Annotated in this window: 35 protein-coding genes; 26 read left to right on the forward strand and 9 right to left on the reverse strand. The window is 40.9% G+C overall.

What is annotated here, in order from left to right; genetic code table 11:
- Both infC and FD724_RS31565 read left to right on the forward strand, forming a co-directional pair.
- Window positions 1–435 (forward strand): translation initiation factor IF-3, encoded by a 435-nt coding sequence (gene infC / locus FD724_RS31560; protein WP_256874630.1) that lies wholly within the window; start codon window positions 1–3, stop codon window positions 433–435.
- A 365-nt stretch (window positions 436–800) separates the two neighbouring features.
- Window positions 801–1679: a bifunctional 2-polyprenyl-6-hydroxyphenol methylase/3-demethylubiquinol 3-O-methyltransferase UbiG gene (locus tag FD724_RS31565; protein WP_256874631.1), complete on the forward strand. Its 879-nt coding sequence runs from the start codon at window positions 801–803 to the stop codon at window positions 1677–1679.
- Between the two features lie 366 nt (window positions 1680–2045).
- On the opposite strand, the gene sugE is transcribed toward FD724_RS31565, so the two are convergent.
- A complete protein-coding gene (sugE, locus tag FD724_RS31570) occupies window positions 2046–2366 on the reverse strand; it encodes a quaternary ammonium compound efflux SMR transporter SugE (RefSeq protein ID WP_179075697.1) in 321 nt (106 codons plus the stop codon).
- Between the two features lie 636 nt (window positions 2367–3002).
- Here sugE and FD724_RS31575 point away from each other — a divergent pair.
- From FD724_RS31575 to FD724_RS31600, 6 genes are all read left to right on the forward strand, one after another.
- Window positions 3003–3278: an HU family DNA-binding protein gene (locus FD724_RS31575; protein ID WP_179075698.1), complete on the forward strand. Its 276-nt coding sequence runs from the start codon at window positions 3003–3005 to the stop codon at window positions 3276–3278.
- Window positions 3279–3379: 101 nt separating this feature from the next.
- The gene (locus tag FD724_RS31580; RefSeq protein WP_179075699.1) at window positions 3380–3571 is read left to right on the forward strand and encodes a hypothetical protein; all 192 of its coding nucleotides are present in this window, start codon (window positions 3380–3382) and stop codon (window positions 3569–3571) included.
- 175 nt (window positions 3572–3746) lie between these two features.
- Window positions 3747–4022: a UBP-type zinc finger domain-containing protein gene (locus FD724_RS31585; protein ID WP_084227073.1), complete on the forward strand. Its 276-nt coding sequence runs from the start codon at window positions 3747–3749 to the stop codon at window positions 4020–4022.
- A 124-nt stretch (window positions 4023–4146) separates the two neighbouring features.
- Window positions 4147–4635: a TIGR00725 family protein gene (locus tag FD724_RS31590; RefSeq protein ID WP_179075700.1), complete on the forward strand. Its 489-nt coding sequence runs from the start codon at window positions 4147–4149 to the stop codon at window positions 4633–4635.
- Window positions 4636–4798: 163 nt separating this feature from the next.
- Entirely contained in the window at window positions 4799–5251 is a 453-nt protein-coding gene (locus FD724_RS31595) for a DUF1392 family protein (protein WP_179075701.1), read from the forward strand.
- A 138-nt stretch (window positions 5252–5389) separates the two neighbouring features.
- On the forward strand, window positions 5390–6079 hold the full coding sequence (locus FD724_RS31600; protein WP_256874632.1) for a thermonuclease family protein: 690 nt from the start codon (window positions 5390–5392) through the stop codon (window positions 6077–6079).
- 120 nt (window positions 6080–6199) lie between these two features.
- Here FD724_RS31600 and FD724_RS31605 read toward each other — a convergent pair whose 3' ends face one another.
- Both FD724_RS31605 and FD724_RS31610 read right to left on the reverse strand, forming a co-directional pair.
- The gene (locus tag FD724_RS31605) at window positions 6200–7384 is read right to left on the reverse strand and encodes a hypothetical protein (RefSeq protein WP_179075702.1); all 1185 of its coding nucleotides are present in this window, start codon (window positions 7382–7384) and stop codon (window positions 6200–6202) included.
- A 9-nt stretch (window positions 7385–7393) separates the two neighbouring features.
- Entirely contained in the window at window positions 7394–8857 is a 1464-nt protein-coding gene (locus FD724_RS31610) for a hypothetical protein (RefSeq protein WP_179075879.1), read from the reverse strand.
- Between the two features lie 396 nt (window positions 8858–9253).
- Here FD724_RS31610 and FD724_RS31615 point away from each other — a divergent pair, with 396 nt between their 5' ends.
- A complete protein-coding gene (locus tag FD724_RS31615; protein ID WP_256874634.1) occupies window positions 9254–9508 on the forward strand; it encodes a helix-turn-helix domain-containing protein in 255 nt (84 codons plus the stop codon).
- Here FD724_RS31615 and FD724_RS31620 read toward each other — a convergent pair.
- Both FD724_RS31620 and FD724_RS31625 read right to left on the reverse strand, forming a co-directional pair.
- On the reverse strand, window positions 9500–10069 hold the full coding sequence (locus FD724_RS31620; protein WP_179075367.1) for an IS630 family transposase: 570 nt from the start codon (window positions 10067–10069) through the stop codon (window positions 9500–9502). The genes FD724_RS31615 and FD724_RS31620 overlap by 9 nt on opposite strands.
- Entirely contained in the window at window positions 10051–10560 is a 510-nt protein-coding gene (locus tag FD724_RS31625) for a helix-turn-helix domain-containing protein (protein WP_179071244.1), read from the reverse strand. Before FD724_RS31625 ends, FD724_RS31620 begins: the two co-directional genes overlap by 19 nt.
- A gap of 249 nt (window positions 10561–10809) precedes the next feature.
- On the opposite strand from FD724_RS31625, the gene FD724_RS31630 reads away from it, so the two are divergent.
- On the forward strand, window positions 10810–10974 hold the full coding sequence (locus FD724_RS31630; RefSeq protein WP_179075703.1) for a hypothetical protein: 165 nt from the start codon (window positions 10810–10812) through the stop codon (window positions 10972–10974).
- A gap of 263 nt (window positions 10975–11237) precedes the next feature.
- Here FD724_RS31630 and FD724_RS31635 read toward each other — a convergent pair whose 3' ends face one another.
- Together FD724_RS31635 and FD724_RS31640 are read right to left on the reverse strand one after the other, a co-directional pair.
- Window positions 11238–11582: a hypothetical protein gene (locus FD724_RS31635; protein ID WP_179075704.1), complete on the reverse strand. Its 345-nt coding sequence runs from the start codon at window positions 11580–11582 to the stop codon at window positions 11238–11240.
- 235 nt (window positions 11583–11817) lie between these two features.
- Window positions 11818–12000: a hypothetical protein gene (locus FD724_RS31640; RefSeq protein WP_179075705.1), complete on the reverse strand. Its 183-nt coding sequence runs from the start codon at window positions 11998–12000 to the stop codon at window positions 11818–11820.
- Here FD724_RS31640 and FD724_RS31645 point away from each other — a divergent pair.
- The 6 genes from FD724_RS31645 to FD724_RS31670 all read left to right on the forward strand — a co-directional run bounded on the left by FD724_RS31645 (window position 11991) and on the right by FD724_RS31670 (window position 16606).
- Window positions 11991–12788, forward strand: coding sequence for a hypothetical protein (locus FD724_RS31645; protein WP_179075706.1), 798 nt, complete (start codon window positions 11991–11993; stop codon window positions 12786–12788). The two genes, FD724_RS31640 and FD724_RS31645, sit on opposite strands and share 10 nt — an antisense overlap.
- Window positions 12789–12865: 77 nt before the next feature.
- A complete protein-coding gene (locus FD724_RS31650; RefSeq protein ID WP_179075707.1) occupies window positions 12866–13780 on the forward strand; it encodes a hypothetical protein in 915 nt (304 codons plus the stop codon).
- A 137-nt stretch (window positions 13781–13917) separates the two neighbouring features.
- Window positions 13918–14475 carry a hypothetical protein gene (locus tag FD724_RS31655; protein WP_179075708.1) on the forward strand — a complete coding sequence of 186 codons (558 nt, stop codon included), beginning with the start codon at window positions 13918–13920 and terminating at the stop codon, window positions 14473–14475.
- Between the two features lie 207 nt (window positions 14476–14682).
- A complete protein-coding gene (locus FD724_RS31660) occupies window positions 14683–14955 on the forward strand; it encodes a hypothetical protein (protein ID WP_179075709.1) in 273 nt (90 codons plus the stop codon).
- Between the two features lie 49 nt (window positions 14956–15004).
- Complete coding sequence (locus tag FD724_RS31665; protein WP_256874635.1) at window positions 15005–15364, forward strand: hypothetical protein; 360 nt, start codon at window positions 15005–15007, stop codon at window positions 15362–15364.
- A 168-nt stretch (window positions 15365–15532) separates the two neighbouring features.
- Window positions 15533–16606, forward strand: a complete 1074-nt coding sequence (locus FD724_RS31670; protein ID WP_179075710.1) for a hypothetical protein — start codon at window positions 15533–15535, stop codon at window positions 16604–16606.
- 425 nt (window positions 16607–17031) lie between these two features.
- Here FD724_RS31670 and FD724_RS31675 read toward each other — a convergent pair whose 3' ends face one another.
- Window positions 17032–18492, reverse strand: coding sequence for an ISLre2 family transposase (locus FD724_RS31675; RefSeq protein WP_179075711.1), 1461 nt, complete (start codon window positions 18490–18492; stop codon window positions 17032–17034).
- A gap of 159 nt (window positions 18493–18651) precedes the next feature.
- On the opposite strand from FD724_RS31675, the gene FD724_RS31680 reads away from it, so the two are divergent.
- The 6 genes from FD724_RS31680 (at window position 18652) to FD724_RS31705 (ending at window position 22723) form a co-directional block, all read left to right on the forward strand.
- On the forward strand, window positions 18652–19131 hold the full coding sequence (locus FD724_RS31680; RefSeq protein ID WP_179075712.1) for a DUF1257 domain-containing protein: 480 nt from the start codon (window positions 18652–18654) through the stop codon (window positions 19129–19131).
- A gap of 2 nt (window positions 19132–19133) precedes the next feature.
- Window positions 19134–19346: a DUF2997 domain-containing protein gene (locus FD724_RS31685; protein WP_179075713.1), complete on the forward strand. Its 213-nt coding sequence runs from the start codon at window positions 19134–19136 to the stop codon at window positions 19344–19346.
- Between the two features lie 90 nt (window positions 19347–19436).
- The gene (locus FD724_RS31690; RefSeq protein ID WP_179075714.1) at window positions 19437–21059 is read left to right on the forward strand and encodes an AAA family ATPase; all 1623 of its coding nucleotides are present in this window, start codon (window positions 19437–19439) and stop codon (window positions 21057–21059) included.
- Between the two features lie 96 nt (window positions 21060–21155).
- Window positions 21156–21512, forward strand: coding sequence for a hypothetical protein (locus tag FD724_RS31695; RefSeq protein ID WP_179075715.1), 357 nt, complete (start codon window positions 21156–21158; stop codon window positions 21510–21512).
- Window positions 21513–21525: 13 nt separating this feature from the next.
- Complete coding sequence (locus tag FD724_RS31700; protein WP_179075716.1) at window positions 21526–22086, forward strand: WGR domain-containing protein; 561 nt, start codon at window positions 21526–21528, stop codon at window positions 22084–22086.
- Window positions 22087–22366: 280 nt separating this feature from the next.
- Complete coding sequence (locus FD724_RS31705) at window positions 22367–22723, forward strand: hypothetical protein (RefSeq protein ID WP_179075717.1); 357 nt, start codon at window positions 22367–22369, stop codon at window positions 22721–22723.
- Window positions 22724–22748: 25 nt separating this feature from the next.
- Here FD724_RS31705 and FD724_RS31710 read toward each other — a convergent pair whose 3' ends face one another.
- Complete coding sequence (locus FD724_RS31710) at window positions 22749–23348, reverse strand: Uma2 family endonuclease (RefSeq protein WP_179075718.1); 600 nt, start codon at window positions 23346–23348, stop codon at window positions 22749–22751.
- A 292-nt stretch (window positions 23349–23640) separates the two neighbouring features.
- On the opposite strand from FD724_RS31710, the gene FD724_RS31715 reads away from it, so the two are divergent.
- From FD724_RS31715 to FD724_RS31725, 4 genes are all read left to right on the forward strand, one after another.
- On the forward strand, window positions 23641–24219 hold the full coding sequence (locus FD724_RS31715) for a Uma2 family endonuclease (RefSeq protein ID WP_179075719.1): 579 nt from the start codon (window positions 23641–23643) through the stop codon (window positions 24217–24219).
- A 39-nt stretch (window positions 24220–24258) separates the two neighbouring features.
- Window positions 24259–24387 (forward strand): hypothetical protein, encoded by a 129-nt coding sequence (locus tag FD724_RS41215; protein WP_256874636.1) that lies wholly within the window; start codon window positions 24259–24261, stop codon window positions 24385–24387.
- 125 nt (window positions 24388–24512) lie between these two features.
- A complete protein-coding gene (locus FD724_RS31720; RefSeq protein ID WP_179075720.1) occupies window positions 24513–24962 on the forward strand; it encodes a DUF1648 domain-containing protein in 450 nt (149 codons plus the stop codon).
- A gap of 240 nt (window positions 24963–25202) precedes the next feature.
- Window positions 25203–25526 carry a hypothetical protein gene (locus FD724_RS31725; protein WP_179075721.1) on the forward strand — a complete coding sequence of 108 codons (324 nt, stop codon included), beginning with the start codon at window positions 25203–25205 and terminating at the stop codon, window positions 25524–25526.
- Window positions 25527–25640 lie beyond the last annotated feature (114 nt).

Consider the following 25640-nt stretch of genomic DNA (forward strand, 5'->3'; position numbering starts at 1 on the left):
TTGATTGACCATGAGAATAATAATCGTGGTTTGACCGATACCAATGAAGCATTACAGCTAGCCGAAAGCCTAGAGTTAGACCTAGTATTAGTGTCTGAAGGAAAAGAGGCTCCAGTTGCAAAGATTTTGAATTATGGCAAGCTTCAGTATCAAAAGAAAAAGCGTCAGGCACAAAGTGCTAGACCAGTAGTAAAAGAAGTTCGGTTTGGTTTGAATATAGGTGTAGCTGATTATAAGTTACGTATTGAACAAGCAGTTGGGTGGTTAAGTAAAGGCGATTCGGTGAAGTTTGCCGTTCGTTTACGAGGTCGGGAACATCAATATCGTGAGCAAGCTGGAGAACTATTAGATCGGGTTGTAAGTGATCTGAACTCTGTAGGAAAAGTTCAATCACTTGATAAGCGTTCACTAATTGCTTTAATCATTCCTGCCTAAATTACTTTTTAAGTATGGCTTGATATTCAGCACTTATTTCAATCATAAAATCAACTTGTGGAATGTACACACCAGCCGCGATCGCTATGTTCAAAATCTGTTCAAAAGTGAGATAATTCGGGAATTAACCCCAGACTTACGCGTTTTAGCCACCCCCATACAAGCAATTCTTGTTGAAAGCTGACACGGAGGTACTTTCATCTCAGCAATGCCAAACGCGCAGAGCGTCTCGTAGAAAAGGCTGGCTGCGCCTACGCATTCTACTTTAAGTATTCCTGTTTCATCCTCTGTACCCACTCATTCACAGTAATATGTTTTCTAGAAAACTCCAGTTTTCAAGCTGGATGAGGTTTAGATAAATTCTCATGCAATTGCAACCGAAACAAGTTAATACAAACAAGCAACGCCTTGAATGCGTGATTTGTCATTATCATCTTGATGCAAATGATAAATCTGTATTTTTTACGTTCCCTTGTAATGTTAGAGCCTTTATAGGCGAAAAGTTCAAGGTTTGGAGATGTCCGCACTGTAAGACGATTCATTGTCTAGATACGGTGGATCTCGACCATTACTATGCAAAATACCCTCTTTCTCAAGCTAAATTAACACAGGGATATCGATCTTTGTGTAGCAATGTATATCGTCAGTTGACTAAACATGGGTTTTCTAAAACTCACTCTTTGCTCGATTATGGTTGTGGTGGCAACGGTCTGTTTGTACAATATTTTCGGGAACGCGGCTTTACCAACTCCTACGGTTATGATCCTTATGCATCAGAGGATAGCTTCGGCAATCCGGCAGTTCTTGGGCATGGGCAATTTGATTACATTTTGCTCCATGAGGTCATCGAACACGTTGAAGACCCTAATGCATTATTAAGCCAATTAAACAGCCTGCTATCTTCTAAGGGTTATATTCTAATCACTACACCTAACGCTGCTAATATCGACCTAAATCGACCCGACTTACCCGATCATTATAACCCTGTGCATGTCCCCTACCACCTTCATATATACACGCATGAAATCCTCGAATTTTTAGGCACTAGTCAGAGATGGGAGCTTGTAGATTTCTACGAGCGCAGATATGGCGATACACGCAGGTTCGGCTTTAATGTTCGAGCTTGGAACGCTTACGTGAGTCTCTTTGATGGCTCATTGGACGTTCTTGTTGAGCCGCTCCAAATAGTGAAAGCATTGACCTCTTATAAATTTCTTTTTACGCTATTTTCGGCTATTGGCTAAGTCTTCATTGTGGGATGGCTATCATGTTCCGCAAAGGCATTTAATCAAGCGACACCGGACAGCCTGTCGTAGACATCGCTCAAGCAGAGCATAGTCTATCATCTCCCCAATCGATTCCCTCTCTTATTGCCAAAAGCCCTGCTGATGTGGGCTATTGGAGTGATGAGTGGCGTGTTGATGGGAAATCTGGCGCAAAGATCCAGTTTGGGAGCTTTTGTGTTAGAGAAACCATTGCTGAGGGCAAACTTAAAGAATTAATTTTAATGGTAATAAATCACGAGAGAATAGCGTTTAGAGATATGTGCATAATAAATGATAGCTCTACTAAAAAGATAACAGGAAAAGTTAGGCTTCTGTTTGGCAGGATTAACGACTTGATACTAATCTCAGTCCCAGTACACCTGCACAAATTAAGCCAATGCAAATAAAACGCTTTACAGAAGCAGGTTCACCAAATAAAAATACTCCTAAGAAAGCCGTACCCATTGCTCCTATGCCAGTCCAAACGGCGTAAGCAGTACCTACTGGTAATGTGCGTAGTGCTATCGATAGAAAGAAAAAACTCAATATCATACAAACAACTGTGGGAATGCTGAAAGCCAGTTTAGTAAAGCCTTGTGAATATTTCAAACCAATTGCCCATGCAATTTCTAACAACCCTGCAACCAACAAATACACCCACTCCATTATTTATTCTCCTGCACATTGTAGAAATTAAAACTTTTATTTTTTAACGATTTTTCTTGTATTAAATATAAAGAAATATGGCGGCTTTGCCAGATTCAATTAGCTGCATAAATTCCAAAGACACAATTAATTGAGTCCTATAGTATCTCTCTGTTAATGCTAGAAGTTTTATAATGCAGCCAGGATTTAACTAATTGATAGTTAAATCCTGGCTGCATTGTAAATTATGAATCCTCTGCTCGTTGTCGCTCAATAGGTAGAGCTTCTAAATTTGGAAAAGGTAACATAGTTGCTCAAGGCATAGCCTCTATATGCTGCGATTGCTGCCAGAGGAACGAAGTATCGATTGCCTATTGAACGTTCCCTGGCTATTTATAGTACTTGTGTACTAAATAGATGTCCTATCTCTTGTGGCTGAATATGAAGATGGATTTACCTAATCGAAAACAAAACCGTTACACCAATTAGACGGTTTTGGAGCAAAATAGCGATTATATATCGTGCCAAATCGACACAGTAACAGTCGTCGTGCTTTGTTAATTTTCGCGTGTTGCTAGAAAATTATTCCTTTTCCCCTTTCTAGATAAGAGGTAATAATGCTAGATTTCGATTACTTGCAATGATTCAGGGTGATTTATGAACAAAGGTGAACTAGTGGATGCTGTAGCAGCCAAAGCCAACGTCACAAAAAAGCAAGCCGATGAAGTCATTAGTGCTTTTTTGTCAGTTGTTACCGAGGCTGTAGCTAATGGTGAAAAGGTAACGCTGATTGGGTTTGGGTCATTCGAGCGACGCGAACGCTCAGAGCGCGAAGGGCGTAATCCCAAAACCAATGAGCCAATGACTATTCCAGCGACCAAAGTGCCTGCGTTTTCTGCTGGGAAACAGTTTAAAGAAAAAGTAGCGCCATAGATAAATTGTTTTACCACTGGCTATCCAATCACTGTAAAGCTGTAACTCTCGCTTTTCTCAAGACAGCATAAGGCAACGAAAAGTTATTCAAGAGGTTAGTTATGACAAAAGAATACATGGAGTCTTTAGAGACAATTGTTGATCAATTAACATTAGCCGCAGTTCTAGAAATGTTAGAAAGAATCAGTCATAAAAAAGCAGAAAATCTCAGAAATCATTGGAAAGATGAGGCTTCTGCAAAGCTGTGGGATAAAGCTGCTAGACAGATAGAACAGATGAATATTGATGTTTAATTAAAAATTTGGTTGTATTGCAAAGCTGTAGCGTTGACTTACAGCCCTTCTCAAAAAAAGAGGCGCTATTCACATTCGGGCATTCTCTGGCAGGCGTTGGCGCAGCCATTTCTGTATTAAATAGAAGTTTCTCTGCACTAATCTATACTCTGATTAACGTGTCATTCAAATTCCTATGAGTTGCGAACATTTAGACAATCTGACTACGGAAACTCTGATCTCTAAAGCAAACTATCCAGTATTCCGTTGTGAAGAGTGTATCCTAATAAACAGTCGCTGGGTGCATCTGCGTATTTGTCAAAGTTGCGGCAAGATGCTGTGCTGTGATTCTTCTGTTCATCAACATGCCCGACGGCATTACGAGGAAACTGGACATTCAGTAATTAGCTCGGCTGAATTAGGAGAACAGTGGTTATGGTGTTTTTTGGATGAGCAGGCAAAGAATTATTAAAGTGAGGCAAACGCGCTTCACTGCCAAAAGAGGTCGATTGCTATCTTCCTAACGCCTCAGCCAATTGCCCTTTTATGGAGAAAGCTTTGACTTGTTGCCCAAAACCAGTATCACCTGAAATTTTATGCGAAGAATTATTATTGGTGTTATGGGGAGAGGAGAAAATGCGACAGCAAATGATTTACAAAATGCTTATATATTAGGTCAACTTATTGCCAAACAAGGATGGGTTTTAGTCACTGGTGGTAGAAATGTAGGGGTAATGGATGCAGTAAGTAAAGGTGCAAAATCTGCTGATGGTTTAACTATTGGTATTCTTCCAGGTGAAAATCAGGATGGTATGTCCTCTTGGGTGGATATTGCTATTTTCACAGACATGGGTAATTCTAGGAACAATATTAACGTTCTTACCAGTGATGTGGTAATTGCTTGCGGGATGGGTGCAGGAACCGCTTCAGAAATTGCTCTAGCTTTGAAAGCAAATAAGCAAGTAATTTTGTTGAATAATGATGAAGAAAGTAAACTTTTCTTTAAAAAACTGTCGCCAGAAAATGTTTATATTGTGGAGAGTGTGGAGCAGGCGATCGCTACTGCCAAAATAATTTTATCTTAGTTACGAATTAGTGAATCAGTAAAGTCTTCTCAAATCGGGAGGCTCTCGAATTGATTGGGTTTAAATCCCCATCTGTTGCGTTAGCTTCCCGATATTTAAATTATATTCCGGATCAGACTGAAGCAAGTGAGTGTATGTATAAAAAAGAGAACAACATTCCCAGATGATTAACCAAATTACCGCTTTAGAATCTTGTTGGCATATTTCTCCTGAGTGGGGTCAGACCATGCCTCCAGTAGCAGTAAGAATGTTAGAAAAAGTTTTGTTGCCAATCTCAAACTTGTCAGGCTACTGCTGTGGTGTTCAGTGGGAAAGACAGGAATGGATTTATGCAATTGTTTGCCAGAGTGAAACTCTCTACTTAGCTGAACAAGAATTTCATAGAACAAATCTATTAGAAAAGTCCACTGTTTCTACTCCAGCTTTTAAATTGGGGGATATAGTTGAGGTTGATTTCGGTGAACAGCCGACACGCCGTATTATTCAAGGAATTTTTAGCCTCAAAGATAATTGGCTTTATGGGGTAGAGTGGCGCTCTCCAATTTTAGAAGAAGTGTCTGCCCAAAGCAGAACAATATGGCTTGCTGATGTTGATTTAGTCAATGTTAGTGTATGACGATTATCAGTTGCGACAAAAGAGCAGCACAAACTTAACTAACAATTTGGGTTATTAATTTAACTTTACTGATTTTATTAGCTACTTTTAATTAGTTGTCTGGGCATCATAAGTATTATATAGTGATTATTACTACAGATGCTTCCAAAAATTTCCTTTGTTGCAATTAGCGTTCTGCTTGTAGCTCAAATGTCGTTACCCGTATTTGCCAAAAATCTTACCGCCACAGTTGTAAGCGTAGGCGACGGTGACACCATACGGGTGAGAACTGGTAACAAAACTGTAACACTCCGCCTCGCTTGCATTGATGCACCAGAGATGAAACAGAATCCTTGGGGTCAACAATCGGCAACGCGACTAAAGCAATTACTTCCAGTAGGACAGTCCGTTACCCTACGTGCTATTGAAACTGACAAATATAAGCGCTTAGTTGCAGAGGTGTTTGTCGAGAATCGCAGTGTCAACGTGAGTATGGTGCAAGAGGGACAGGCTGTAGTGTATCGTCAGTATCTCAAAAGTTGCCCACAATCTAAAGATAGTTTGTTGCAGGGTGAAAACACCGCCAAACAACAGCGTTTAGCATTTTGGAATCAGGCTAATCCTGTGATGCCTTGGGACTTCCGCCACAGAGCTACCCAAAAGACAACATCAGTCCCGATTCAACCGCAGCAACAGAATAACTGTGATCCCTCTTACCCAGATTTTTGCATTCCAAAGAATTCACCAGACTTAGATTGCCGAGATATTAGCCAACGAAGGTTTAAAGTGCTGCCACCAGATCCTCATGGGTTTGACCGAGATGGTGATGGGATTGGGTGCGAAAAATAACTACGACGAAACACAGCTTTCAGTTAAGCAGTAAAAATGTTTCATTAAAATCAAGATTGTTCAATTGACTCCGAAGCTTTAAAGATGTTTATTCAAATTAATCAGGATAATAGACCTATATCACCTTTTTCCCTTGACTTTTTTTAATGCTGCTTGTCTTACTTCTGCATTAAGCAAATAACCAAAACCCACCTTCTCTAAACGCAGCACAAATTCCTCTCGTGTATTGCCCAATTTACTAGCTGTAGCATCCAAATTCCAATTATGGTTCGCTAACTGACTCAGCAAATAAACTCGGCGAGTCTGCATACCTGATAAGCGATAAGTCTTTAAATACTCCAATTCACCATTCTCTCGAATAATTGCTTCCCCAATATGATTTTCTTCGTTGGGGTTGAGGTCAGTAATAAATCGTTGTAACATGAACGAACCAGCAGTATAGACTTTTTGAGAAATTAACTTGCGTCCTAACAGTCCGTCTGCCATGAAACCCTGAAACGATGCCCAATCTGAACGCATATTTTGTACTGCTGCTCTCAAAGCTTTTAAATCATTAATTTTTGACTCATCTAAAGATACATTCATGGTCAAAGTTGTATCGTGCAGTAAAGCGTATTGGTACAATAACTCACCATAGAAATCTTTTAACAAGCTATTGTGCAAAAGTCGATAGTCCTCTGGGGTCGGTACTACAAAAGCTGATGCTAATGTCTCAGCAACAAATACTAATACCCCAACCTGTCGAGAGTGAATTTCAAATACCCGCAAAGCATCTTCAAGTCCAGCAATGTAACGTCCACTAAAAGAGCTTTCCATTCGGCTACCCAGCCCATGAGAAAGGGCATACTTAGAATATTCACTCCAGGCGATATCGGGGCCAGAGAAAAACATTGATAAAAAGCCTTCCATTGCCAAGTGAAGTGGCAAAAATCTTAGTTGATTACTAGATTCCCGCTTCACCATCCGGTGCATCAACCGGACACTGGCGCAACCATAGTTTAGCTGTTTACCATCTGTTTTAAAAAGCTGTCCTCCAAAAGCCCCTACAGGGCTGCCGTCATCAGTCCAGGACAACACTAGCCCGTGAGGAACATAGGAAAAATATTTCATTCCTGGTGCTGTCATTTCTCCCGCTAAGGAAACAACTGCTAAATCTTCATCGTAACTACGACGCAGCAAGCGCAAGTCATTACGTACTTGATGGCGCAATAATGGCACAATCCGCACTGCTCCCCGTATTTGAGAAGGAGCAATTTCTAGTCCTTTGAGTGATATGTCTGCTAACAGATTGCTTTTGGATGCCATAATTGTCGCTCAAGATTTATCAGTCCTGGGTTTAGGAGTTTTGATTGCTGTATCGCTTAACATTTGCTTGACTCGCTCTGCTAAATATGATTCCAATTCGGCTAAAGATGCAGAACCTTCAGCAAATCGAGCAAAGCCCAACATGGTAGGTAAATCTTCTGCATCCCGTAATCCTACTGTGGGGATTGTGGGGCTAAGGGGGTGTAAAGAAAAGTCATCGGCATTGTAAACAGGATTGCAATGAATAATCGAAGTTTTTTGTTTTGGGTCTAAACGATTACGATATACACGTAGAATTTCCGATGCTCCACTGGGAGGGTCGTTTTCCCAACCATCGGTGACAAGTACTATTAAATCTGCGCCCCATTCCAAAGCATCGAGTAGGGGAGTAGCGAGGTCTGTTTGTCCACGAGCTAGAATCAGCAGTGGATCGCTGGTTGATGCAGTCCAAAAAGCTTGGTATTCCTGGGATGCTGCTTTTAATAAGTAATGAGTCGCTAAGGCTACCCCTAGAGGACGACGATGTTTTTCGGCTGAACCGGAACTGGAGTAGCTGCAATCTAGAACTGCGGCTACTCGTCCTAATTTTAGAGGTGATTTTCTTAATGTGAAGGCAGCAGATTTCTCTAATGCTTGGTTTAAAATATCCCACTGCTGTTTGCGAGTATCCAATGGCAAGGATAGAATATACAGCGCCAAACGAGTTAGGGGGAGACGACCTAAATTAATGTCGATTTCTACTTCTGTGCGGTTGGCTGAACTTTGAAAGCGCAATTTTTCATTCAAAGTCATTTGCTCTTGAATACGGGATAAAAAGACTTCTCGTTTAATTCCGTGTTTTGCTGCTAAACCTTCGGCAACTGTAAAGGGTAGTTGATAAACTGCTTGAGCGCTATAGTGTGCTTGGCGAAATGTCTCGAATAATTCTGTTTGATAAACCTGCTGTTTCCATTTCCCAAAGAGAAAATTACCTAATTCTCCTGGTAGGGTGAGGTGAGCATGGGAAGCGATCGCTCGAAATTTGGAGCGATATTTCACAGCATCAAAGTTGATGTCACGTTTTTGCTGGAGATAATCACGAGCGATCGCTCTGCTACGACGATTATTGATACTTCTTTTCCGCAACTGTTGCAATACTTCCCAACCTCGTTGTGCTGGTAAGGCTGTTAATGCTGCGGCAATTAATGCACCTTCTTCTTGTCGATGTTCAGGGGGTGTATCTTTTCCTGTTGCCAGTAACTTGAGGATAATCTGCGCTTGGTTGAAGTGGTTAATCCCTGCTGCCAATGTTCGGGTATAGAGTAAGCGGTAATTACCTAAAATATAGTCGTGCAAAAAATCAATAGATACGCGCTGCCCGTAACTATCACCGTAGAATTCACGCTGTCCTGTGCAGGAGAGGCAGGCATTAATGAACATGACTAAATCTTCCCTTGCCACTTGCTGATGTTGCTTCGCCCGATTAATGTCCATTTTTGACATAGTGGCTTTTTTGAAGGGGTACTGTTCGGGGAATGACGACACGACAAGCTAGGATAGCATTACAGGCTAGGTTCGGAAGTCGCACCAAAGTCCCGCAAACAGTATTAACGACTATTTTAAGTTCTAGATAAGAAAATAGCTAGAGAGATTCAACTTAAATATTACTCAGTATACTGAGTCTTTAAGCCGAACGCAAAAAGGGATCGCAAACTAATTCAACGAACCAAAACTGAAGTGCCACCGGGAAAAGTAGCGGAGCTAGCCTGGAGTAGCGGCAAGTAAACTTCTAACGCTGGAGCTGCCGGGGAGATCCCGAGGGCAAGCGATCGCTTTCACCTTTGCTTGGTGTAGCCTTATGGTTGACACCAGTATATTAATCATATTATCATGTCAACTGGCGAGCGCAGTGAAAATAAAATTAAAGTAAAAATGAATATCACAGTAGATGTAACACCCATCGCTGCGTTTAGGTGGAATGAAGAAAATGCCCAAAAACTCAGGGAGCTAAGAGACAAAGCTGGATATAGTAGACAAAAGCTATCTGATGCTGTGGGAGTTTCTGTGGCTTATATTCAGCAGCTAGAGACTCCTCATGTCTTTATTAACAAACCAAAGAAACCAACTCATACCAATTTAATATGAAGCTGCATAGAATAAAGCTTCCAGGATAAAGTTGTAAGAAGAGACAGAAATTACCTGCTCAAAAGTAAGTTGGTCGAATATTTCTTGGATGCGCTCGCGTAAAGCTTGTAAAGAAGAAAAAAGTTGATTTTTGAGTGGTTTTTTGAGGAGTTGCCAAAGTCTTTCAATGGGATTGAGTTCAGGGGCTGAAGGTGGTTGAAACAAAGGAATAATATTTTCTGGCCAACGGAGTTTTGAACTTGTATGAGCCGGTGCTTGGTCAATCTGTAAAATTGCATAATCCGAGCCTAATTGCACAGATAGCCAGTCCAAAAACTGTTGAAAACACTCGCCATCTAGTTTTGGATATTCATAAAGAAAGTGGTCTCCAGTTAATGGTTCAATTGCACCATAAATCCAAAAGTTTTCCCTCGGCCATATCACCTTAACAGTGGGCTTGACTCCAAAAGCTGTAATCACTTTTCCTGTAAGAGTTTTGAGTCCAACCCTAGTTTCATCCTGGCACAGGTAGCGAACACACTTGCCGGGTGCTAAATGTTCTTCTAGACAATTGAGTATGATACCGAGTTTTTTTTAAACTCAGATACCAACTTTTCGTCCTGCTTATGGCTTTGAGGGCGAGGCACTTTTAGTTTTGCCCCCAATCGATATCGAACCCACGCATAAACCGTTGCATACTCTATATCTTGTCCATGTTCTTCTTTTAACCACTCAACTATTGCACCATAGCTACTAAAGCCTTTTCCTGTTTTTAACTCCTCCTCAAGTGCTGCGATCGCAGCATCATCGATTTTCCGTTTTGCTCCTGGTGCTTTTTTGATTTCTAATAAGCCTGATATCCCATCAGTTTTGTACTTCTGCAACCATCTCGTGACCGTTGAAGTATCTCTTGCCAAGCGTTTTCCAATATCTTGCTGCTCTTTAACCTGCCCGCTTTTTATCCACCACAGCATAATAAGCTTTTCTTTCTGGGTTCCTAAATTCGCTGTTTGTAAACGTTTTTTAAGTTCTTCTTCGCTCTCTGCGATTTCAATCTTAAAAGGGCGGCTCATGGTTCTTTTAATTTATCGAGTTTGTTTCCTCTATTATATGCAGCTTCATATTAAATTGGTATCAGATGACTGTTAGTACAGAAATTCTAGAGAAACTTTGTGCTGCTTTAGATGGGGATATCACTTCACTTATTTGGAACATAGATTACAACAGTTAAGACACTATCTACTACGCTCACCAGTAAAAATTGCTTGACAACTACTGGTGAGCGTAGTAGTATAGTAATCATAAGAGAGGAGACGAGCGCGATGCCTCTTTTGAAAAACAAAGAAGCGCTCAAAATTCAACCCTTACAAATCGAGTTAACGATACGAAACCACAATAACCAGCCGCCACCGGGACTAGCAGCCGGAAGCCAAAAACTTGTATTGCTCAAGCCACCGGAGATGATTCCGATGACCAACCAAGTCTAAAAACTGGTTGTAAAAACTTCAATCTTTCCAGAATTAAGGCGATTGCGTACTCAGTAGTATGCAATCGCCTTTTCAATCAATTCTTATCACATGGCTGTACAGAGGACACGGTAATATCCCAATATCTTCTCTACAGCTTTGTGCTGTCTGGTGTTTTGACATCAGTTAATACGCTTTACCCTTGAACACTTTTATAGAACCCATTTGATATCTATACAGGAGGGCAATCGAATTTGGCTGAACTACGAGCTAAGTTACAAATTTTATAGATTGATCGTCAGGATTTTTTTCTTGCTTTTTTTGTCGCTCAACACGACTGTATTGTAGGGTAATGTATCCGTTCCCAACGGAATTGGCAGCCTAAAACTGGGGCTTTTATGATCGAGTTCGCCTAAATCAATGCTTTTCGTTATATCGCCATCTGTTGCAAGATTTGCGGTAAGTTCGCCTTTATAATCTTCAATTAAAAAGTCTCTAAAGAAAACGACTTCCCCAGCATCAGGATCTATCCCAAGGATGACCGTACCGATGAAAGTTGCGCCTTTTCGTTCTTCATCAACCGTTGCCATTGTGATTTCCGAGGGGTCTTGACCGGACATATCTGCCATAAACTTTTTTCTCTTGCGAATTCTCAACAATTGAAAATGATTTTACAAGAGCGCTATGGGCGATCACAAAACTCTCAGGACGTATTTCTGCATTGAGTTGATACAAGATACCATCTAAGATTTGTCGCTTTGTCCACTTTGGTGGTCTGGCTTGCTTTTTCTGCGGCAATAGTGGTTCAATGATTGCCCACTATGCGTCGCTTAAGCTGCTGGAGTACGGCATTTATTTCTCATTTTACCCGTTCTTCCAAGATCCCAAATGGGTTCTATAAGGCTTCGCCAATTCTAGATTGAGAGTGTTGTGCTGAAAGCACAACAAACTGACCAATAAAAATAGGACGATCGCTGGCCTGGAAAACTTAGCGATCGCCCCTATGCCCCAACCATCTAAAGAAGAGGCAATTTCTAATGATGACACAAAGTTTAGCCCCTACGCCAACAAAAGATCCGTTAACCACACGCGATCGCCAAATCATTGCAACCATCGTCAATCAGTCGGACTACTCAAAAGAGTGCAAGCTCGAAGATGTAGTGACTATCTGGATCAACAGTGATGATATCGTGTGGGTAAAAATGACCCACGGCTATGCTCGATATCACAAAGAGCCATTCAAACGCGCTGTTGCAGAGGTAAAAGCGAGTCTTTCTGCTCCAGTAAAGTGCAATCACAAAGAAGATGAGGAATTGAAACAAGCTTCTGAGAAAATAGGCTTGTTAGGTGATTGTGATTGGCTATCGTTAAGCGTTCAATACCATTCTGATAAAGTAATCGGTCATGCTGGTTGTTATATTTCCCACAAGGCTCGAATATTAACCCCACCGGCTGAATGGGATTTTACACTGCCGAAGTGGAATATGCCTGCTGCTATCTGCCCAGATTGTGATGGTCACGGCTGCGGAAACTGCTCCTATCGCGGGACTCGTGCAGAAGACTTGTGCAAACCAGTAGACGGCTATCGACTGACCTATGTAGGACGCACTGACTTTCAGACGGCTCACAATGTATATCTAGATGGTGAATTCTTGGGCATACTCTTCAAGGTCAGGAACACTGATGAAGTCTGGGAAAACGACCTCAAGACTTACTATTGGCGCTGTGGTGATGGAGTACGGTATTGGTCTGTCAGGGAGGCTGTAGAGGGACTGTCCAGGGCAACTGCTTCGATTGAACTGCCGCAAGTTCGTCGGGAGTTGGTAGCGGCGTAAGTGAAATGGTGGGTTTTTATACCCACCACTAAGCTTTTCTCAACCTCGTAAAATAAAACACAGTTCGCCCTTACAAAATGACCCAACAACCTCACGATAAATTTGCCAAGCAGTTTTTAGAAGAGTTACTTTCTCCCTTTGGGGAAGTAAAAACTAACAGGGAAGTCACTGATGAAACAAGATTTGTTGATGTGTTATTTTCGCCAACACCAACATCTGCGGTTGATGCAGAAACTTTAGGATTATTGGGTAGAATAGCGGTATTAAATACTACTTTACTAGAACCGTTTCGTAATCAACCAAATAGAACAGAAGTACGTAGTTGCCTTCAAAAATTATTTACTGTGATTGCAGACGCGCAACGTTTTGCCAACAGGGAAGATATAACAATAACGGAGAACGAGCTAGCACAACTGTGGATTATTTCTCCCAGTGCTTCCAAAGCTCTGCTCAAGGCTTTTGAAGCTAAACTAGATTTAGACAATTGGATGAGCGGAGTGTACTTTCTGCCTGAAGGGGTAAGAGCAGCAATAGTAGCGATTAACAAGCTACCGCGAACTCCAGACACGCTGTGGTTTAGGCTGTTGGGTCGGGGAAAAGTACAAATCCAAGCAGTAAGTGAACTGGTTGCCCTTCCACCAGAGAATATTGTCCGCCGTAATGTTCTAGAAATGGTTTACAGGTGGCGTATCAGTGTAATGACACAAACAGATTTAACTGAAGATGACCAGGAGTTAATTATGAATTTAACAGAAGCTTATCAAGAAGCAAGAGCGCAAGCGGTACAGGAGGGGGTGGAGCAAGGAGTACAACTAGAACGCCGCCAAGTTGTAGAAAACTTGTTGAGATTCCGGTTTGGTTCTGTGGATGAAGAACTGTCAAGAGTAGTTGATACTTTGTTGCAGTTATCACCAGATGACTTTGCAAGATTTTTACTGGAATTGTCTAGTTTATCCCGTGAAGATTTGCTGGCAAGATTTAATTCACACTAGTAATCCATAACTACAAATAATTAGTAATAAAAAGCGCTTTTGTGAAATCAAGAGCGCTGTTTTATTGGCTCTACATTTCATACATTTGTAGTCAACGGCTTCGCCAATGTGAAAGTGAAATGTATTGGTATTGAACAATGAACCCTCAAGAAAATGCTGAACTACTTGCTGCCTTAATGCGTCAAGAGGAACTACTCAAGCAGTTAGTCGCAGCAATCAATAAGCCAAAACTGGGATTGCATTCTGAAGCTGGCAGTTGCAAAATCTACTGTAATCGTCACAATGGTTCACTGTGGTACACCCTAAACAACAGTGAAGCGAGTGCGATTACTCAAACTGCCTTAACTGGATATCTAAAAGAACTCAAATTTGAGAAGTGTGAGCGCAGAGGTAAAGAAGTTTATAAGTTGCTGATTACAATTCAAGCAGACAGACCCTATATATTAGAAAGTGGGCATGATACTCACTTTGCTAAATCTGTATTAGCCGCGATCGCAACTTTAACCCCACAACAATTATATTCTCCCATCACACTACAGCCTACTCCAGGTACGACAGATGAAAACGTGTTGTTCTGTCGGGTATGGGTTGGGTCGGAATTAGTTATGGCATCCTACAGCGAAGAAACGAACTGGCGCGAGGTCAGCAAGCAGGCAATTGCTGTAACCAAAGCTGCGGCAGAAATGGTGTTCTAACTTGTTGTAAACAGGGTTTGGGCAACTGTAATTAGAAGTTGCTTAAGCCTTGTCTACAGCTAATGAAGAAGGGGAATGGGAAAAGGGAAAGGGGTAAAGGTAAAAGCCTTACTTTTCTAAGGATGATTTAATTCATGAATCCCTTTCCCTTTCCCCTTTAACCTTTCCCCCTCTTTTTGCTGTCTACTTATTCACCAATCAAAAGAAATGACAACAACAATTGTTCACCCCAATATCGAAAACTTACAGCAGTTTTCTGACTCGTTCGATATCGATAAACTATTGCAATCTGAGGGAGTTCTGCCGTGGCTCCTAGCAAATGGCTGGAACTACGACGATGAATCTTGTTTGATTGCAAACATTATCGATGAGTCTACAAGTATTGATGAAGTTTGGGAATCAGACGAATTTAACTTTAAGGCTCTGCCTGATGAATTAAAGGAAAAACTTCATCAGATTTTTGAGCGTTTTTATCTGTAATCTTCTGTCACTCTCAATCAATAATTAACGCAAAGACAACGAATTATTCGTGAAAAACTCTACAGTCAGACTGATTAAATCTGACTGTAGAGAAAAATCGATTCCACAACAAATTATGGCACACTTCACTGCTACTAAGATGGAATTAAATTTGATTAAAGTTTACGATACAACGCTGTTAAGCTCATCAAAAGTTTACCAAATTAATGGTACACATTGCCGATACTTAGGCGATGCAGGTACTATCCAACATCCACAGTATCTATTTGTACCTCTGCCAAATCAAAGAAAAAAAGCCAGCTTTCGACTAAATCGCAACAAACTTATGACCCGTTGTTATGAAGTCGAAAGCATGGTTTATAACAAGCCTGTGGCACAGGATAATTCACAGCAACTTCAACTATTTTGAGCCATGTCAATACATAAACCACCAGTCATTAAAAGACATATCCGACTACAAAATGGCTCTAAAAAAGTAATCTATAGAGCTACTACAGACATTCGCTCTCTTGAGAAATCACCACAAAGAAAGCTTCGCTTAATTGAAAGTGAAAAATAATGATTGAGGTTAATAATCATGGTACAAGTAATCGACAACACTATCGTTGCCAATTTCCTAACTGATGCAGTAGTCGAGCGCCACAATTTCTCACAGTTAAATAAAACCCGCATTCGCTTTCGTATCCAGTTAAAGAAAAGTACAAAATCTGCCGCTCCTAAATGGGCAGATGTCTTAAAAGCTGAAGTCTCTGAAATAGAATCAGACCTTGTGAAAGTTACAAATTCTGAAGTTGGTTTGCGGGGAATCAAGGTATTTAAGAAGCTGGATGAAGCTGCCGCACAACTTCGTCAAGAAATCGCCTCAGTTCAGGAGTGGATGAGTAGTGATACTGGTGACTGGATTTGTCCGATTGATTTAGCTCCACTCGTTTGGAGCCAACTACTTAATATCAGAGATAATATCGCCCCTGGTTTACGCAATCAATTAAAAGTTGATTACGAAGCGGGACTTCTTGATTATCAGGAACGGATTGATCAGTTCCTCTCGCTTAACACTTGGGAATTAGCACAGGATAAGCAAGAGTCAGTCAAAGCCAACTTGTTAAGAGCATTCCCGACTCTGACCGATCTCGAAGACTATTTGCAAGTCGTCATTGGTCGTCCGGTAATTATCCCGGCATTGTCCGAACAACTGAACCAGCAGCAAGCCGAATGTCTAGACCAGATTACCAAGTTCATTCAGCAGTATGACCAAAATCTGGAGCAAAGGCTACGGGAATCTGCGATCGCTGGCGGTGAACAACTAGCCGCGCAGTTGTTAGAAGAATTGAGCGACTGGGAGCCAGGACGTAAGCCGGTGCAGTTCAAAAAGAAGATGCAACGTCATCTGATGAAGGTTCAAGTGCTATTGGCAAACGCTTCACCAGAGGCAGGCAGTAGCTTGGAGGCGATGATGGCGCACTTAGATTCTATCGTTAATGATCCAGCGATTGAGTCCAAAAATCTTGGTTCTGATACGCGCAGTCAATTGCAGCAAAAGATGCAAGAGATTCGCACCAAGTTGTTAGATGAACAACGCAATCTACAATCACTTGCGACTGACGACGTGGGCTTATCGAAAGCTACCGTGATGTCTTTCAAGTTCAGGTAAAAAACAGTCTTGGGCGAGGGTGTATTCGCTCAAGACTAACTAATGAATTGGAAATGTGGTGTTCACCTCTGGGGTGTTCACCTCAAAAAGGATATCTCGCTTTTATTATTTCTCAAACCAATTTGAAAGCCTGGGAGCTAAAAATGTCGCATTTCTCAACCGTTAAAACCAAGCGGGAGCAATGCGATTTTGTGAGGTCGGCCAAAAAAGGTGCGATCGCTAAAAATTATATTTAGGTACAAGGTGATTTTATTTGCAAATAAAATACTGGTTTACACAAAAAGCCATCTTGATGAAATATTTCAAAAAGATTGCTAGCAAGTCATTTGACGATTATTTATAAAAATATCTGCAATCAGTCTTTCATACTTGGTATGAATTATGTCAAAAAGTAAATTAAAGACAGGATTAAAGTATAAAATTTATCAAGCTGTTTGGGGTTTGATAAAGGAATTAAAGATAGAACCACAAAAATTATCCCAACTTTCAGCTATCCATTGACAACGCAGATGTAAGATAATTTCTGCATTTTCTTTCAACCAAAATTTACTATTACCCTTGATTCTTAAGTTGACAACTTGACGGATTAAACTCTCAATTGCCCCACTACCTATTGGTAGTTTTTGGTCTAGTATCTTAGCGTAATTTAAACGCCTTTCACGATAGGCACGTAAAAGGTAATTTCTCTGTATGACCATAGTTTTACAACGCTCTCCCGTGGCTTCAAAGATAAATTCATCCATCTGCCTAATTATGGTCATGGCATTACTTTTTTTTAAAGTTCTTCGTGCTTTTTTAAACCAATTATTCCGCTCCTTATCATCACTAAACGCTACATCAGCAAATTTCTGTAGTCGCTCAGTAACATGGTAAAAATCAAATAATTGATAAGTCGCATCTGGAGATTTCAATTTCTTTAAAAGAGGGGGAATATGCTTCCAAATCCATTCAGCACCGTCAGCAATTAATAAAACTTGTTTTGCTTGACTAATTCCCAAACTAATCAGATGCATTTCTAAAATTAGTAAAAAGCCTTTATAGTCTTCATAAGTGCCATCATTTACAATCTTTATTTCGCCATCTTTAACTTTTTTACCCTGTTCATCAACCACATAAATTGTTAATAATTTTGGCTCAACCCATTCCCCTGTAAAGCCGTGCTTGTTTGTTTTGAGATTTTTTCTACCTTTTTTATTAATCCTAATTCTACTCCTACCGCCATCTACAGCAATTACAACCCTTTGGTCTTTAAGTATATTTCCATCAGGTAATTTCCCTTGTTGCAAGTTAGATATTTTAGTTTGACGTAAATCAATGCCGCTTTGACCAAATTTATATGTCAATCGTTCAATTCGTTTAACACTAATATTAATTCCCCAATCGTCCAAGATTGTATGTGCAGCTTTAAAAGAACTAGCTATGGCACCATATTTTGCAATATCTGACCAAACTAATGGAGTCAAGCCCTCTGACATTCCTAACCATTTTAACAAGGGACAGAACCCAACATGAGTAGATTTATTCTTCACCTTTTTTTGTTTTTTTTGAACAACGTATGGTAATTTGAGACTTACCACAACATTACCTACTGTTAATATTTCCCTCTTCGTATAACCGTGTCTTCGCGTATCGGTATGCCACCAACCTTTGGTTTGATTAATTGCTGTTTTATGAGCTGACTCTGATTGAGAAAGCTTATGCAATAATATGGCAATACATTGACCCGCTAAAACTAACGCAGCCTGTCTAATTTTTTCTTCTCTTTCTTTAACTATTCTTCCAGACCATTCCTCGATATTTTTTAAATCTAAAAGTTTTGTAACATCCTCTTGGAAATCTGATAATGAATCGGCGAAATTTAGATTCGCAGATATGTTTTTTTCCATAAAGGTAGATACTTTCTATTTCAAAACTATTCCTGAAAGGAAATTTTACCTTTTTTCTAGTCGCAACAATCTACAGAAACCTCGTTTTTGGTACAGGTTGCATCTTCTAAGGAATATTACTACTGCTGTTGTATTAAATATTTAGCTAGTACGTAAGAGATGATTAGTGATCGCACCTTTTTTAGCCAATCTCACAAAATCGCATTGCTCCCAACCAAGCTTACTAACCGCGAATGTCTAGTACAAGCTTTACAAGATTTGAAACTGAATCCGCAAGTTTACGAAACAGCACAGCCACTAAAAGGATACTATGGCGGTTCACAAGGACAAAGTGCTGAAATTATCGTATCTGGTCGCACCATAAAAGCCCGTGCAGACATCGGTTTCAAATGGAATCAATCAAGCGGCGTGTACGATGTGATACACGACAGTTACGAAACAGTTCCGAAGTTAGGGCAAGACTTCTTTAGTAACAAGCTGATGTTGGCTTATGGTAAGCATTTGATTCGTACTAAGGCTGCTGAGTTACAAGAGCAGTTTGGTGAATGTGTGATCGCTGAAGAAACTAAAGGGAGTGTGCAAACTCTACGGCTGACTTTTGCTGGACATCAAGAAGTTAAACAATTTGCACGGAGATAAGCATGGAACGTTCAATACTGATTCATTTCGACAATGCTACAGGTGAAGTTCGAGTAGAAGCGGAGGGATTTGAGGGTTTGAGTTGTTTATCAGCTACGCAACCATTTGAATCCGCTTTGGGAGTTGTGAGCGAGAGCGATCGCACCTTTAAAGATGAAGCGCAAACCCAACAACTTCGGACTACGAACAGTAATCAAACACGTTTGCGTCAGTAATCAGTCATCAGTTACCAGCCGAGTTAAGACTGGTAACTGCTGATCATAAAGGCTTCGCCATTTCATAAGTGAAATATTTAAATAATTGACATGAAACTCTCAAATCTTCTCTCCACACTCGATTCACAAATACCCATTGCTGCGGTTGATATCCTGTCTCCTGATGAAGCGACGATTATTCAGTGGCTGACTACTGAAGCTAACAATAAGCTCTCAAGTCCAGTGTTCTTCTGGAATCTGGGGGTATCAACCTTAGAGCAATGTTTAATCGCAGCAGATGGTGGACTGGTGTTTAAGCCCGTTGCAGAGTATAAGAAACCACCACAGGCTGATCCATTGTTATATGTGTTTGATTACATTGCTAACTTTAGTGGGAATGGTGTATTTATCCTCGGAGATATTCACCCCTTTATTGCTAAGAATTCACCCCAATTGAGTTGGGAAATTTTAAGCAAGATTAAAAACCTTTACCACAGGTTAAAACCCACAGATAAACGCATTGTCTTGTTGGGTCAGAACATACAATTACACGAATCTCTAGTCAGATTGATTCCTTATTGTGAAGTTCCTTTACCTAGTATTGACCAAATACTACTTCATATCAATTCTTATTTGCATGACTTACAACAGTCTGCTAGAGAGCAAGAATTAACCTTTACTGTTACGCTTGAAAATGCTGAATTTGAAACTCTTTCTCGTGCTGCACTGGGTTTAACCCTGGAGGAGATTAGCGACTTCCTTCGGTTAACAGTCAAAGAAAACTTAACTAATGATGGTGTCGTAGTTGATGCTGATTTCATCCCCAAAGCCGTCGAATATAAAACTCGGCTACTGTCTCAAATGGGTATCGAGTTGGGTAAACCTGCGACAATCGCATTCGGCGGTTTGGATCTACTGCGCGAGTGGCTGATGAGGCGGCGGCGGCTATTCACACAAGAGGCGCGAAGTCTTAGCTTACCCCAACCAAAAGGTGTGCTACTGGCAGGGCCTCCAGGTACTGGGAAATCTCACTGCGCCAAAAACATCGCTAGCATACTCAATCTACCACTTCTGCAACTCGATATTGCGTCCCTTTTGGGCAGTCTGGTAGGTGAGTCTGAGGGGAATGTCAGACGTGCTTTGAAAACTGCCGAGGCGATCGCACCTTGTGTCTTGTTTGTAGATGAAGTAGAAAAAGCACTGTCAGGTCAGGGCGATACAAGCGGTGTTTCTCAACGCATCTTGGGTACTTTGCTTACGTTCATGGCTGAATGCACTGCTGGGGTGTTCATAGTTGCAACCTGCAATGACCCATCAGCACTACCAAGTGAATTTAAGAGGAAAGGAAGATTTGACGAATCTTTCTTTGTTGATCTTCCTACAGAACCGGAGCGTGTACAGATTCTGGCGATTCATCTACAACGCTTTGGCATTCATCTGGAATCGGAGTATTTGGAAGCGATCGCTGCCAACACCGCGAAATTTTCCGGTGCTGAATTGGAAACGCTAGCATCTGAAGCTGCTCTGCTGGCATTCGATGAGGGTAGACCGCAGCAGGTAACACTTACTGACCTCGAAACCTGTCGTCAAACCATTACCCCACTTGCAATTCAGGATGCGGCGGCGGTTGAAAGAATGCAGGTGTGGGCATCCACCGCACGACGAGCTAGTAGTCCTGTGGTTGCAGCGCAAACTCAATCTTTGCGTGCTGCTAAGTTTCGGAATATGAACTGATGAGAAAGCGATTGTCTCCTGATTCTATGGGGGCAATCACTCTTTTTTTTAGTAATTGAGAGCAACCAATTAACATAGTTAATAAGGCGAAGAAACATGATAACAGACTTAGTTACATATTATGGTCAAACTCCAACTATTGACCAACTGGTTGATAAATATGGTGTGTATTTAGAGAAGTTGGACAGAGAAACTAAGCTTATGCTCCGAATGGCATTAGCAACTTACATTTTTACGTTAGAAAAAGACAGTTCTACTAAGCATACTGTTGCTGAGGCACTTGAGGATGCATTGTCTAATCTGGGCTTATTAGTTTCATATCCATTGTATAAAAACTTGTTTGAGGATGTCTGCTCTGTTTTAAATGGACTAACAACTCTGGAAGCGGAAACATTACTTGAAGCTTTACAGCATCAAATTCGATGGGGCAATGCCCGTCAAGCTGTGAATTGACAGGGTAAAAAACATGGAAATCTATTTAGTTTTTGTTGATGCTATCCGAAACAGCAATAAATTCTGGGCGGCCATTGTCGAAGATGGTAACTTGACAGTGCAGTGGGGCAGAGTCGGTTATCATGCACAGACTAAAATCCACACATTAGGCAATCATCAAAGAGCCATTACTAAATTTCATAATCTCGTAGCAGAAAAAAAAGGCAAGGGCTACCGTGAAAGTCAGCCAGAGATTGATGCTAGCCGCAGTATTGCAGACATTAGACGAGCTATTCAATTGTTGAATATTATCCGTCCATCTGTTGCTCTCCAGAATTTTGGTGATACATACATATCTGCTCTTAATGAATATCTGAAAATTGTCCCAACACCTTTGGGGATGCAGATAAATTATCACAGAGTTTACCGCACAGTAGCAGATATAGACTATCAACAAGAATTACTCAATTCTCTGTTAGCGACACCTGCACCACTTGCTGCTGCTGTGGCTGGTGGTTATACTCCAGAAGCGGCAACAGAACCCAAGGTAGTCAGTCTCAAGACTATCAGCAAGAACTTCTGGCGACATTTGTAAATTAGCTTGTCGGAAAGTATTGCAGCCAATTTACTACAGCAATGCGGATTGATTAAGTGTATCCTCCAGCCTATACCGCACTGGGGGATATTTCTAACTGACTTTCAGCTTAATTGCTTGTTTATCCTCTGGGTTTTTTCGTATGACATCGCTTAACTATTAGAATATCTTTTCTAAATATAGAAGATTTATGTAAATTTAACCACATCCGCCTAACGAAAGTTTACAATATAGTTACTGAAACTAATCTAGTTACAACCAACAGGCTTTGGTTTGACCCATGACTGATAATAAACAAGTTGTCTCTCAACTCACTCAACAAAAACCAAGACGTGTTTTGGTTGTAGCTCCAAGTGAACTCGCTATTCATCATCGTCACAGGCAATCTTTTCAGACACAGCCTACGTTAAGCAATTGCATTTTCAAAGTCATTGCTAAATTGTCCATCGTCAGCGCTATGTTGTTTGGCATCAGTGCATTAGGCTACTGGGGATTAGAAATTGTTGAAGCTAAAACAATCCCTACAGTAGAAGACAGATACGATTGGCGAACCCAAAAACATATTTGTTTCGGTTGGATGTTAGTTGCTTTTTCTAGCTTCCTTGGAAGTGCTTCTTTTGGTAATGAGTCTCACTAATCAGTTCCAAGAGAGTTAAGCAGCCTTAAAAATTAATGCGACGATAGATTTCAGTCAAGGGAATTTCTACGTTTAAACTGTGCAGTATAATCGTCCGCTCAAGGTGAGAGTGAACTTGCCATAGCCAGCGATCGTTACTGTTCCGATCCAAATTATGATACTGCTCAATGTATGGTTCAGTTTGGCTGACAAGCAGATATTCACAAAAGCTGGCAATCGAGCGATATTTTCTGAACTTGTCCCCTCGGTCATAAGCTTCAGTCGAGGGCGATAAAACTTCGACAATAAGCATTGGATTCAGAATCTCATCATTGCGATTGCCATTGAACTCTGGTTCGCCATTAACAACCATCAAATCGGTATAAGTACCACACTGATATTCAGGAATCCAAACTCGCAAGTCGCTATTATACAAGCGAAAATCGGTGTCTCTCAGTAAAAATCCTAAGTAAATTAAAAAGTTGCTAGCGATTGCACTATGAGATTCCGACCCTCCCGACATAGTAATAATCTCTCCGTTGCGGTATTCATGGCGTTCTGGGTTTGTTTCTTCCATAGCCCGATACTCGTCTAAAGTAAGGCGACTTGTTATTACTTCTGGGGGACTGCTTTGAGCAAAGACCACAATTCAGACCTCTTGAATAATTACCTCTGAAACTATTATCAGCAACGAAAGGAAGAATTGCTAATGAACGGTGGAATGCCGCAGCCTCCAAGTGGGGTATGATGTATGCAATCGCCTCGTTGCTGATGTGTTTTCTCGCTTTTGGGCAAGAATTCATTATAATTCACCAACGGCAAAGAAATACTGGTAGAGGCGGTGTGGCGCTGGGAGTTTAGGAGAGTTCTAGAATATGCCAGTATTGAAATATCCAAAAATCAGTAAAATGTAAGTTTAGAGAGTCAAAAAAGGGTTTATGACCATAGCAGTCAAGAAACTTACCCTTGAAGAGTACCTTGCCTATGATGATGGCACAGATACCAAGTACGAACTTGTGGATGGAGAGTTGGTTGAAATGCCACCAGAAAGCGATAGAAATAACTTAATCTCTCTTTATCTACTGTCACAATTTCTCAAGTTTGTTCCGATTCAACTCATCCGTCATAAAGATACAGAACTTGTGGTCATAGGCAACCGGACTCGTGTGCGACTGCCTGACTTGATGATCTTAACGCAGGAGTTATTAGAAGCGATGGCTCTCGGACGGGCTACAATCACTCCAGATATGCCTTCGCCAGCAATGGTAGTTGAAGTTGTGTCCCCAGGAAAGGTAAATGAGGATAGAGACTACCGCTATAAGCGGTCTGAATATGCAGCACGGGGTATCCCGGAATACTGGATTGTTGACCCTGGAAAATCCCGAATTACTTTGCTGACTTTGGTAGATGGATTATATGAAGAATCTGTGTTTCAGGGGACGGAAACAATTCAATCAGTGATTTTCCCTGCGCTGAATTTGACCGCAGATTTAGTATTAACAGCCGGACAGGTCTAAAATTCAATGTATTGAAAGTGGCAATTGCTGATGATTTGTATGGCTAAACCAGCAGGCGAAAAAGTTCCCAAACAGATGGAAGGTAAATTTGAGGAAATCACCCGCCTCACCGATGACCAGTATTTACTAGGGAATCCATTACAATCTTCACGAATATTTGCGGTATGAAATAAATTTCCGCTTTCGTCGTAAACTTAAACGGTAAGCCCAAACTCTTCTCGATTAAGCCAAATTTATTTGGGATTATTTATGCTAGACCTGATATTGTAATTCCTGGATTCGATTCGGCACAGATGCTAAACTTGAGCGCACTGGTAGGACTTGTAGGATTATTCGGCATCGCTATTTATGCTTGGTCAAGATTACCGGATACTATACCTGTCCACTTTGGATTTGATGGACAAGCTAATGGTTGGGGGAGCAAAAAAGTTCTGTGGTTGTTACCAATCATCGGTTTAGCAATTTATGGACTTTTGACATTTATTAGTCGTTATCCCAATACATTTAATTATCCAGTTGTAATTACTGAAGAAAACGCTTTAAAGCAGTATCAAATTGCTTGTTCAATGTTGGATTGGTTAAAAAGCGAGATGGTTTGGATATTTGTTTACATTGAATGGCAAATATTCCATCTAGCGACTACAGAAAATCCCAATTTAGGAGTATGGTTTATACCTGTAACATCAATAATTATATTTGCGACAATTGGATATTGGTTGAGTCAATCTTTTCTGGCACGTTAACGCCATACAAAATAGTCCCGAATGCCATTTTAATTAGTGCATTACAAGAACAGTGGAATCCCATTGCATGGCGTGATGAGTAGGTTGAACTACCCTGAGTTAGAGTCACCCAGGCAAAGGTGATGGAATGGCGCAGCTTCCAAGTGGGGGTATGATGTACGTAATCGTCTAATCGTCTCGTTGCTGAGTTTCCAAGTCCATTGCTTTCTGTTCTAATCCAATGGCATTTGAAGGACAATTATGAGTAACCCTCTTTCCCAAGCCGAAGATCCAGACTTCCATTCATCTATTCAGGAGAATCTAAAACAGCTTTCTGCTCAGTTAGGATCTCCTTTGTCCGAATTATCAGTCATGGAAATATACCAGAATGCGTGCGATCTACTGAGCCACGTTTCTCCATCACCTCTTACTCTTACCCGTGTTGCCGGAACATTATTGGTTTACCGAGTCACGGACACAGAACCGGAAGAATTTGAGTGGTTCACCACCCAAGTGAAACAATGTTTGGACGAAGAAGAAGTTGAGGAGTTGATTGAATCCATACATCGCACGGATGCTTTGTAATCGCTGAAAAAGCGGGAGTCTCGCGCACATTGGATACTGTCACATTCTCTCAAGACCGCTTTACTGTACGCTGAATCTCTGCATTTAGCCAAAACTTCAAGAAGGTATTTCCCT

The organism is Nostoc sp. C057 (assembly GCF_013393925.1).
GTDB lineage: Bacteria > Cyanobacteriota > Cyanobacteriia > Cyanobacteriales > Nostocaceae > Nostoc > Nostoc muscorum_A.

Excerpts from the sequence above, each read along its gene's own strand:
- FD724_RS31565 (WP_256874631.1), top strand. The coding sequence starts at position 801 with ATGCAATTGCAACCGAAACAAGTTAATACAAACAAGCAACGCCTTGAA.
- sugE (WP_179075697.1), bottom strand. The coding sequence starts at position 2,366 with ATGGAGTGGGTGTATTTGTTGGTTGCAGGGTTGTTAGAAATTGCATGG.
- FD724_RS31575 (WP_179075698.1), top strand. The coding sequence starts at position 3,003 with ATGAACAAAGGTGAACTAGTGGATGCTGTAGCAGCCAAAGCCAACGTC.
- FD724_RS31580 (WP_179075699.1), top strand. The coding sequence starts at position 3,380 with ATGACAAAAGAATACATGGAGTCTTTAGAGACAATTGTTGATCAATTA.
- FD724_RS31585 (WP_084227073.1), top strand. The coding sequence starts at position 3,747 with ATGAGTTGCGAACATTTAGACAATCTGACTACGGAAACTCTGATCTCT.
- FD724_RS31590 (WP_179075700.1), top strand. The coding sequence starts at position 4,147 with ATGCGAAGAATTATTATTGGTGTTATGGGGAGAGGAGAAAATGCGACA.
- FD724_RS31595 (WP_179075701.1), top strand. The coding sequence starts at position 4,799 with ATGATTAACCAAATTACCGCTTTAGAATCTTGTTGGCATATTTCTCCT.
- FD724_RS31600 (WP_256874632.1), top strand. The coding sequence starts at position 5,390 with ATGCTTCCAAAAATTTCCTTTGTTGCAATTAGCGTTCTGCTTGTAGCT.
- FD724_RS31605 (WP_179075702.1), bottom strand. The coding sequence starts at position 7,384 with ATGGCATCCAAAAGCAATCTGTTAGCAGACATATCACTCAAAGGACTA.
- FD724_RS31610 (WP_179075879.1), bottom strand. The coding sequence starts at position 8,857 with ATGGACATTAATCGGGCGAAGCAACATCAGCAAGTGGCAAGGGAAGAT.
- FD724_RS31615 (WP_256874634.1), top strand. The coding sequence starts at position 9,254 with ATGTCAACTGGCGAGCGCAGTGAAAATAAAATTAAAGTAAAAATGAAT.
- FD724_RS31625 (WP_179071244.1), bottom strand. The coding sequence starts at position 10,560 with ATGAGCCGCCCTTTTAAGATTGAAATCGCAGAGAGCGAAGAAGAACTT.
- FD724_RS31630 (WP_179075703.1), top strand. The coding sequence starts at position 10,810 with ATGCCTCTTTTGAAAAACAAAGAAGCGCTCAAAATTCAACCCTTACAA.
- FD724_RS31635 (WP_179075704.1), bottom strand. The coding sequence starts at position 11,582 with ATGGCAGATATGTCCGGTCAAGACCCCTCGGAAATCACAATGGCAACG.
- FD724_RS31645 (WP_179075706.1), top strand. The coding sequence starts at position 11,991 with ATGATGACACAAAGTTTAGCCCCTACGCCAACAAAAGATCCGTTAACC.
- FD724_RS31650 (WP_179075707.1), top strand. The coding sequence starts at position 12,866 with ATGACCCAACAACCTCACGATAAATTTGCCAAGCAGTTTTTAGAAGAG.
- FD724_RS31655 (WP_179075708.1), top strand. The coding sequence starts at position 13,918 with ATGAACCCTCAAGAAAATGCTGAACTACTTGCTGCCTTAATGCGTCAA.
- FD724_RS31660 (WP_179075709.1), top strand. The coding sequence starts at position 14,683 with ATGACAACAACAATTGTTCACCCCAATATCGAAAACTTACAGCAGTTT.
- FD724_RS31670 (WP_179075710.1), top strand. The coding sequence starts at position 15,533 with ATGGTACAAGTAATCGACAACACTATCGTTGCCAATTTCCTAACTGAT.
- FD724_RS31675 (WP_179075711.1), bottom strand. The coding sequence starts at position 18,492 with ATGGAAAAAAACATATCTGCGAATCTAAATTTCGCCGATTCATTATCA.
- FD724_RS31680 (WP_179075712.1), top strand. The coding sequence starts at position 18,652 with ATGATTAGTGATCGCACCTTTTTTAGCCAATCTCACAAAATCGCATTG.
- FD724_RS31685 (WP_179075713.1), top strand. The coding sequence starts at position 19,134 with ATGGAACGTTCAATACTGATTCATTTCGACAATGCTACAGGTGAAGTT.
- FD724_RS31690 (WP_179075714.1), top strand. The coding sequence starts at position 19,437 with ATGAAACTCTCAAATCTTCTCTCCACACTCGATTCACAAATACCCATT.
- FD724_RS31695 (WP_179075715.1), top strand. The coding sequence starts at position 21,156 with ATGATAACAGACTTAGTTACATATTATGGTCAAACTCCAACTATTGAC.
- FD724_RS31700 (WP_179075716.1), top strand. The coding sequence starts at position 21,526 with ATGGAAATCTATTTAGTTTTTGTTGATGCTATCCGAAACAGCAATAAA.
- FD724_RS31705 (WP_179075717.1), top strand. The coding sequence starts at position 22,367 with ATGACTGATAATAAACAAGTTGTCTCTCAACTCACTCAACAAAAACCA.
- FD724_RS31715 (WP_179075719.1), top strand. The coding sequence starts at position 23,641 with ATGACCATAGCAGTCAAGAAACTTACCCTTGAAGAGTACCTTGCCTAT.
- FD724_RS41215 (WP_256874636.1), top strand. The coding sequence starts at position 24,259 with ATGGCTAAACCAGCAGGCGAAAAAGTTCCCAAACAGATGGAAGGTAAA.
- FD724_RS31720 (WP_179075720.1), top strand. The coding sequence starts at position 24,513 with ATGCTAAACTTGAGCGCACTGGTAGGACTTGTAGGATTATTCGGCATC.
- FD724_RS31725 (WP_179075721.1), top strand. The coding sequence starts at position 25,203 with ATGAGTAACCCTCTTTCCCAAGCCGAAGATCCAGACTTCCATTCATCT.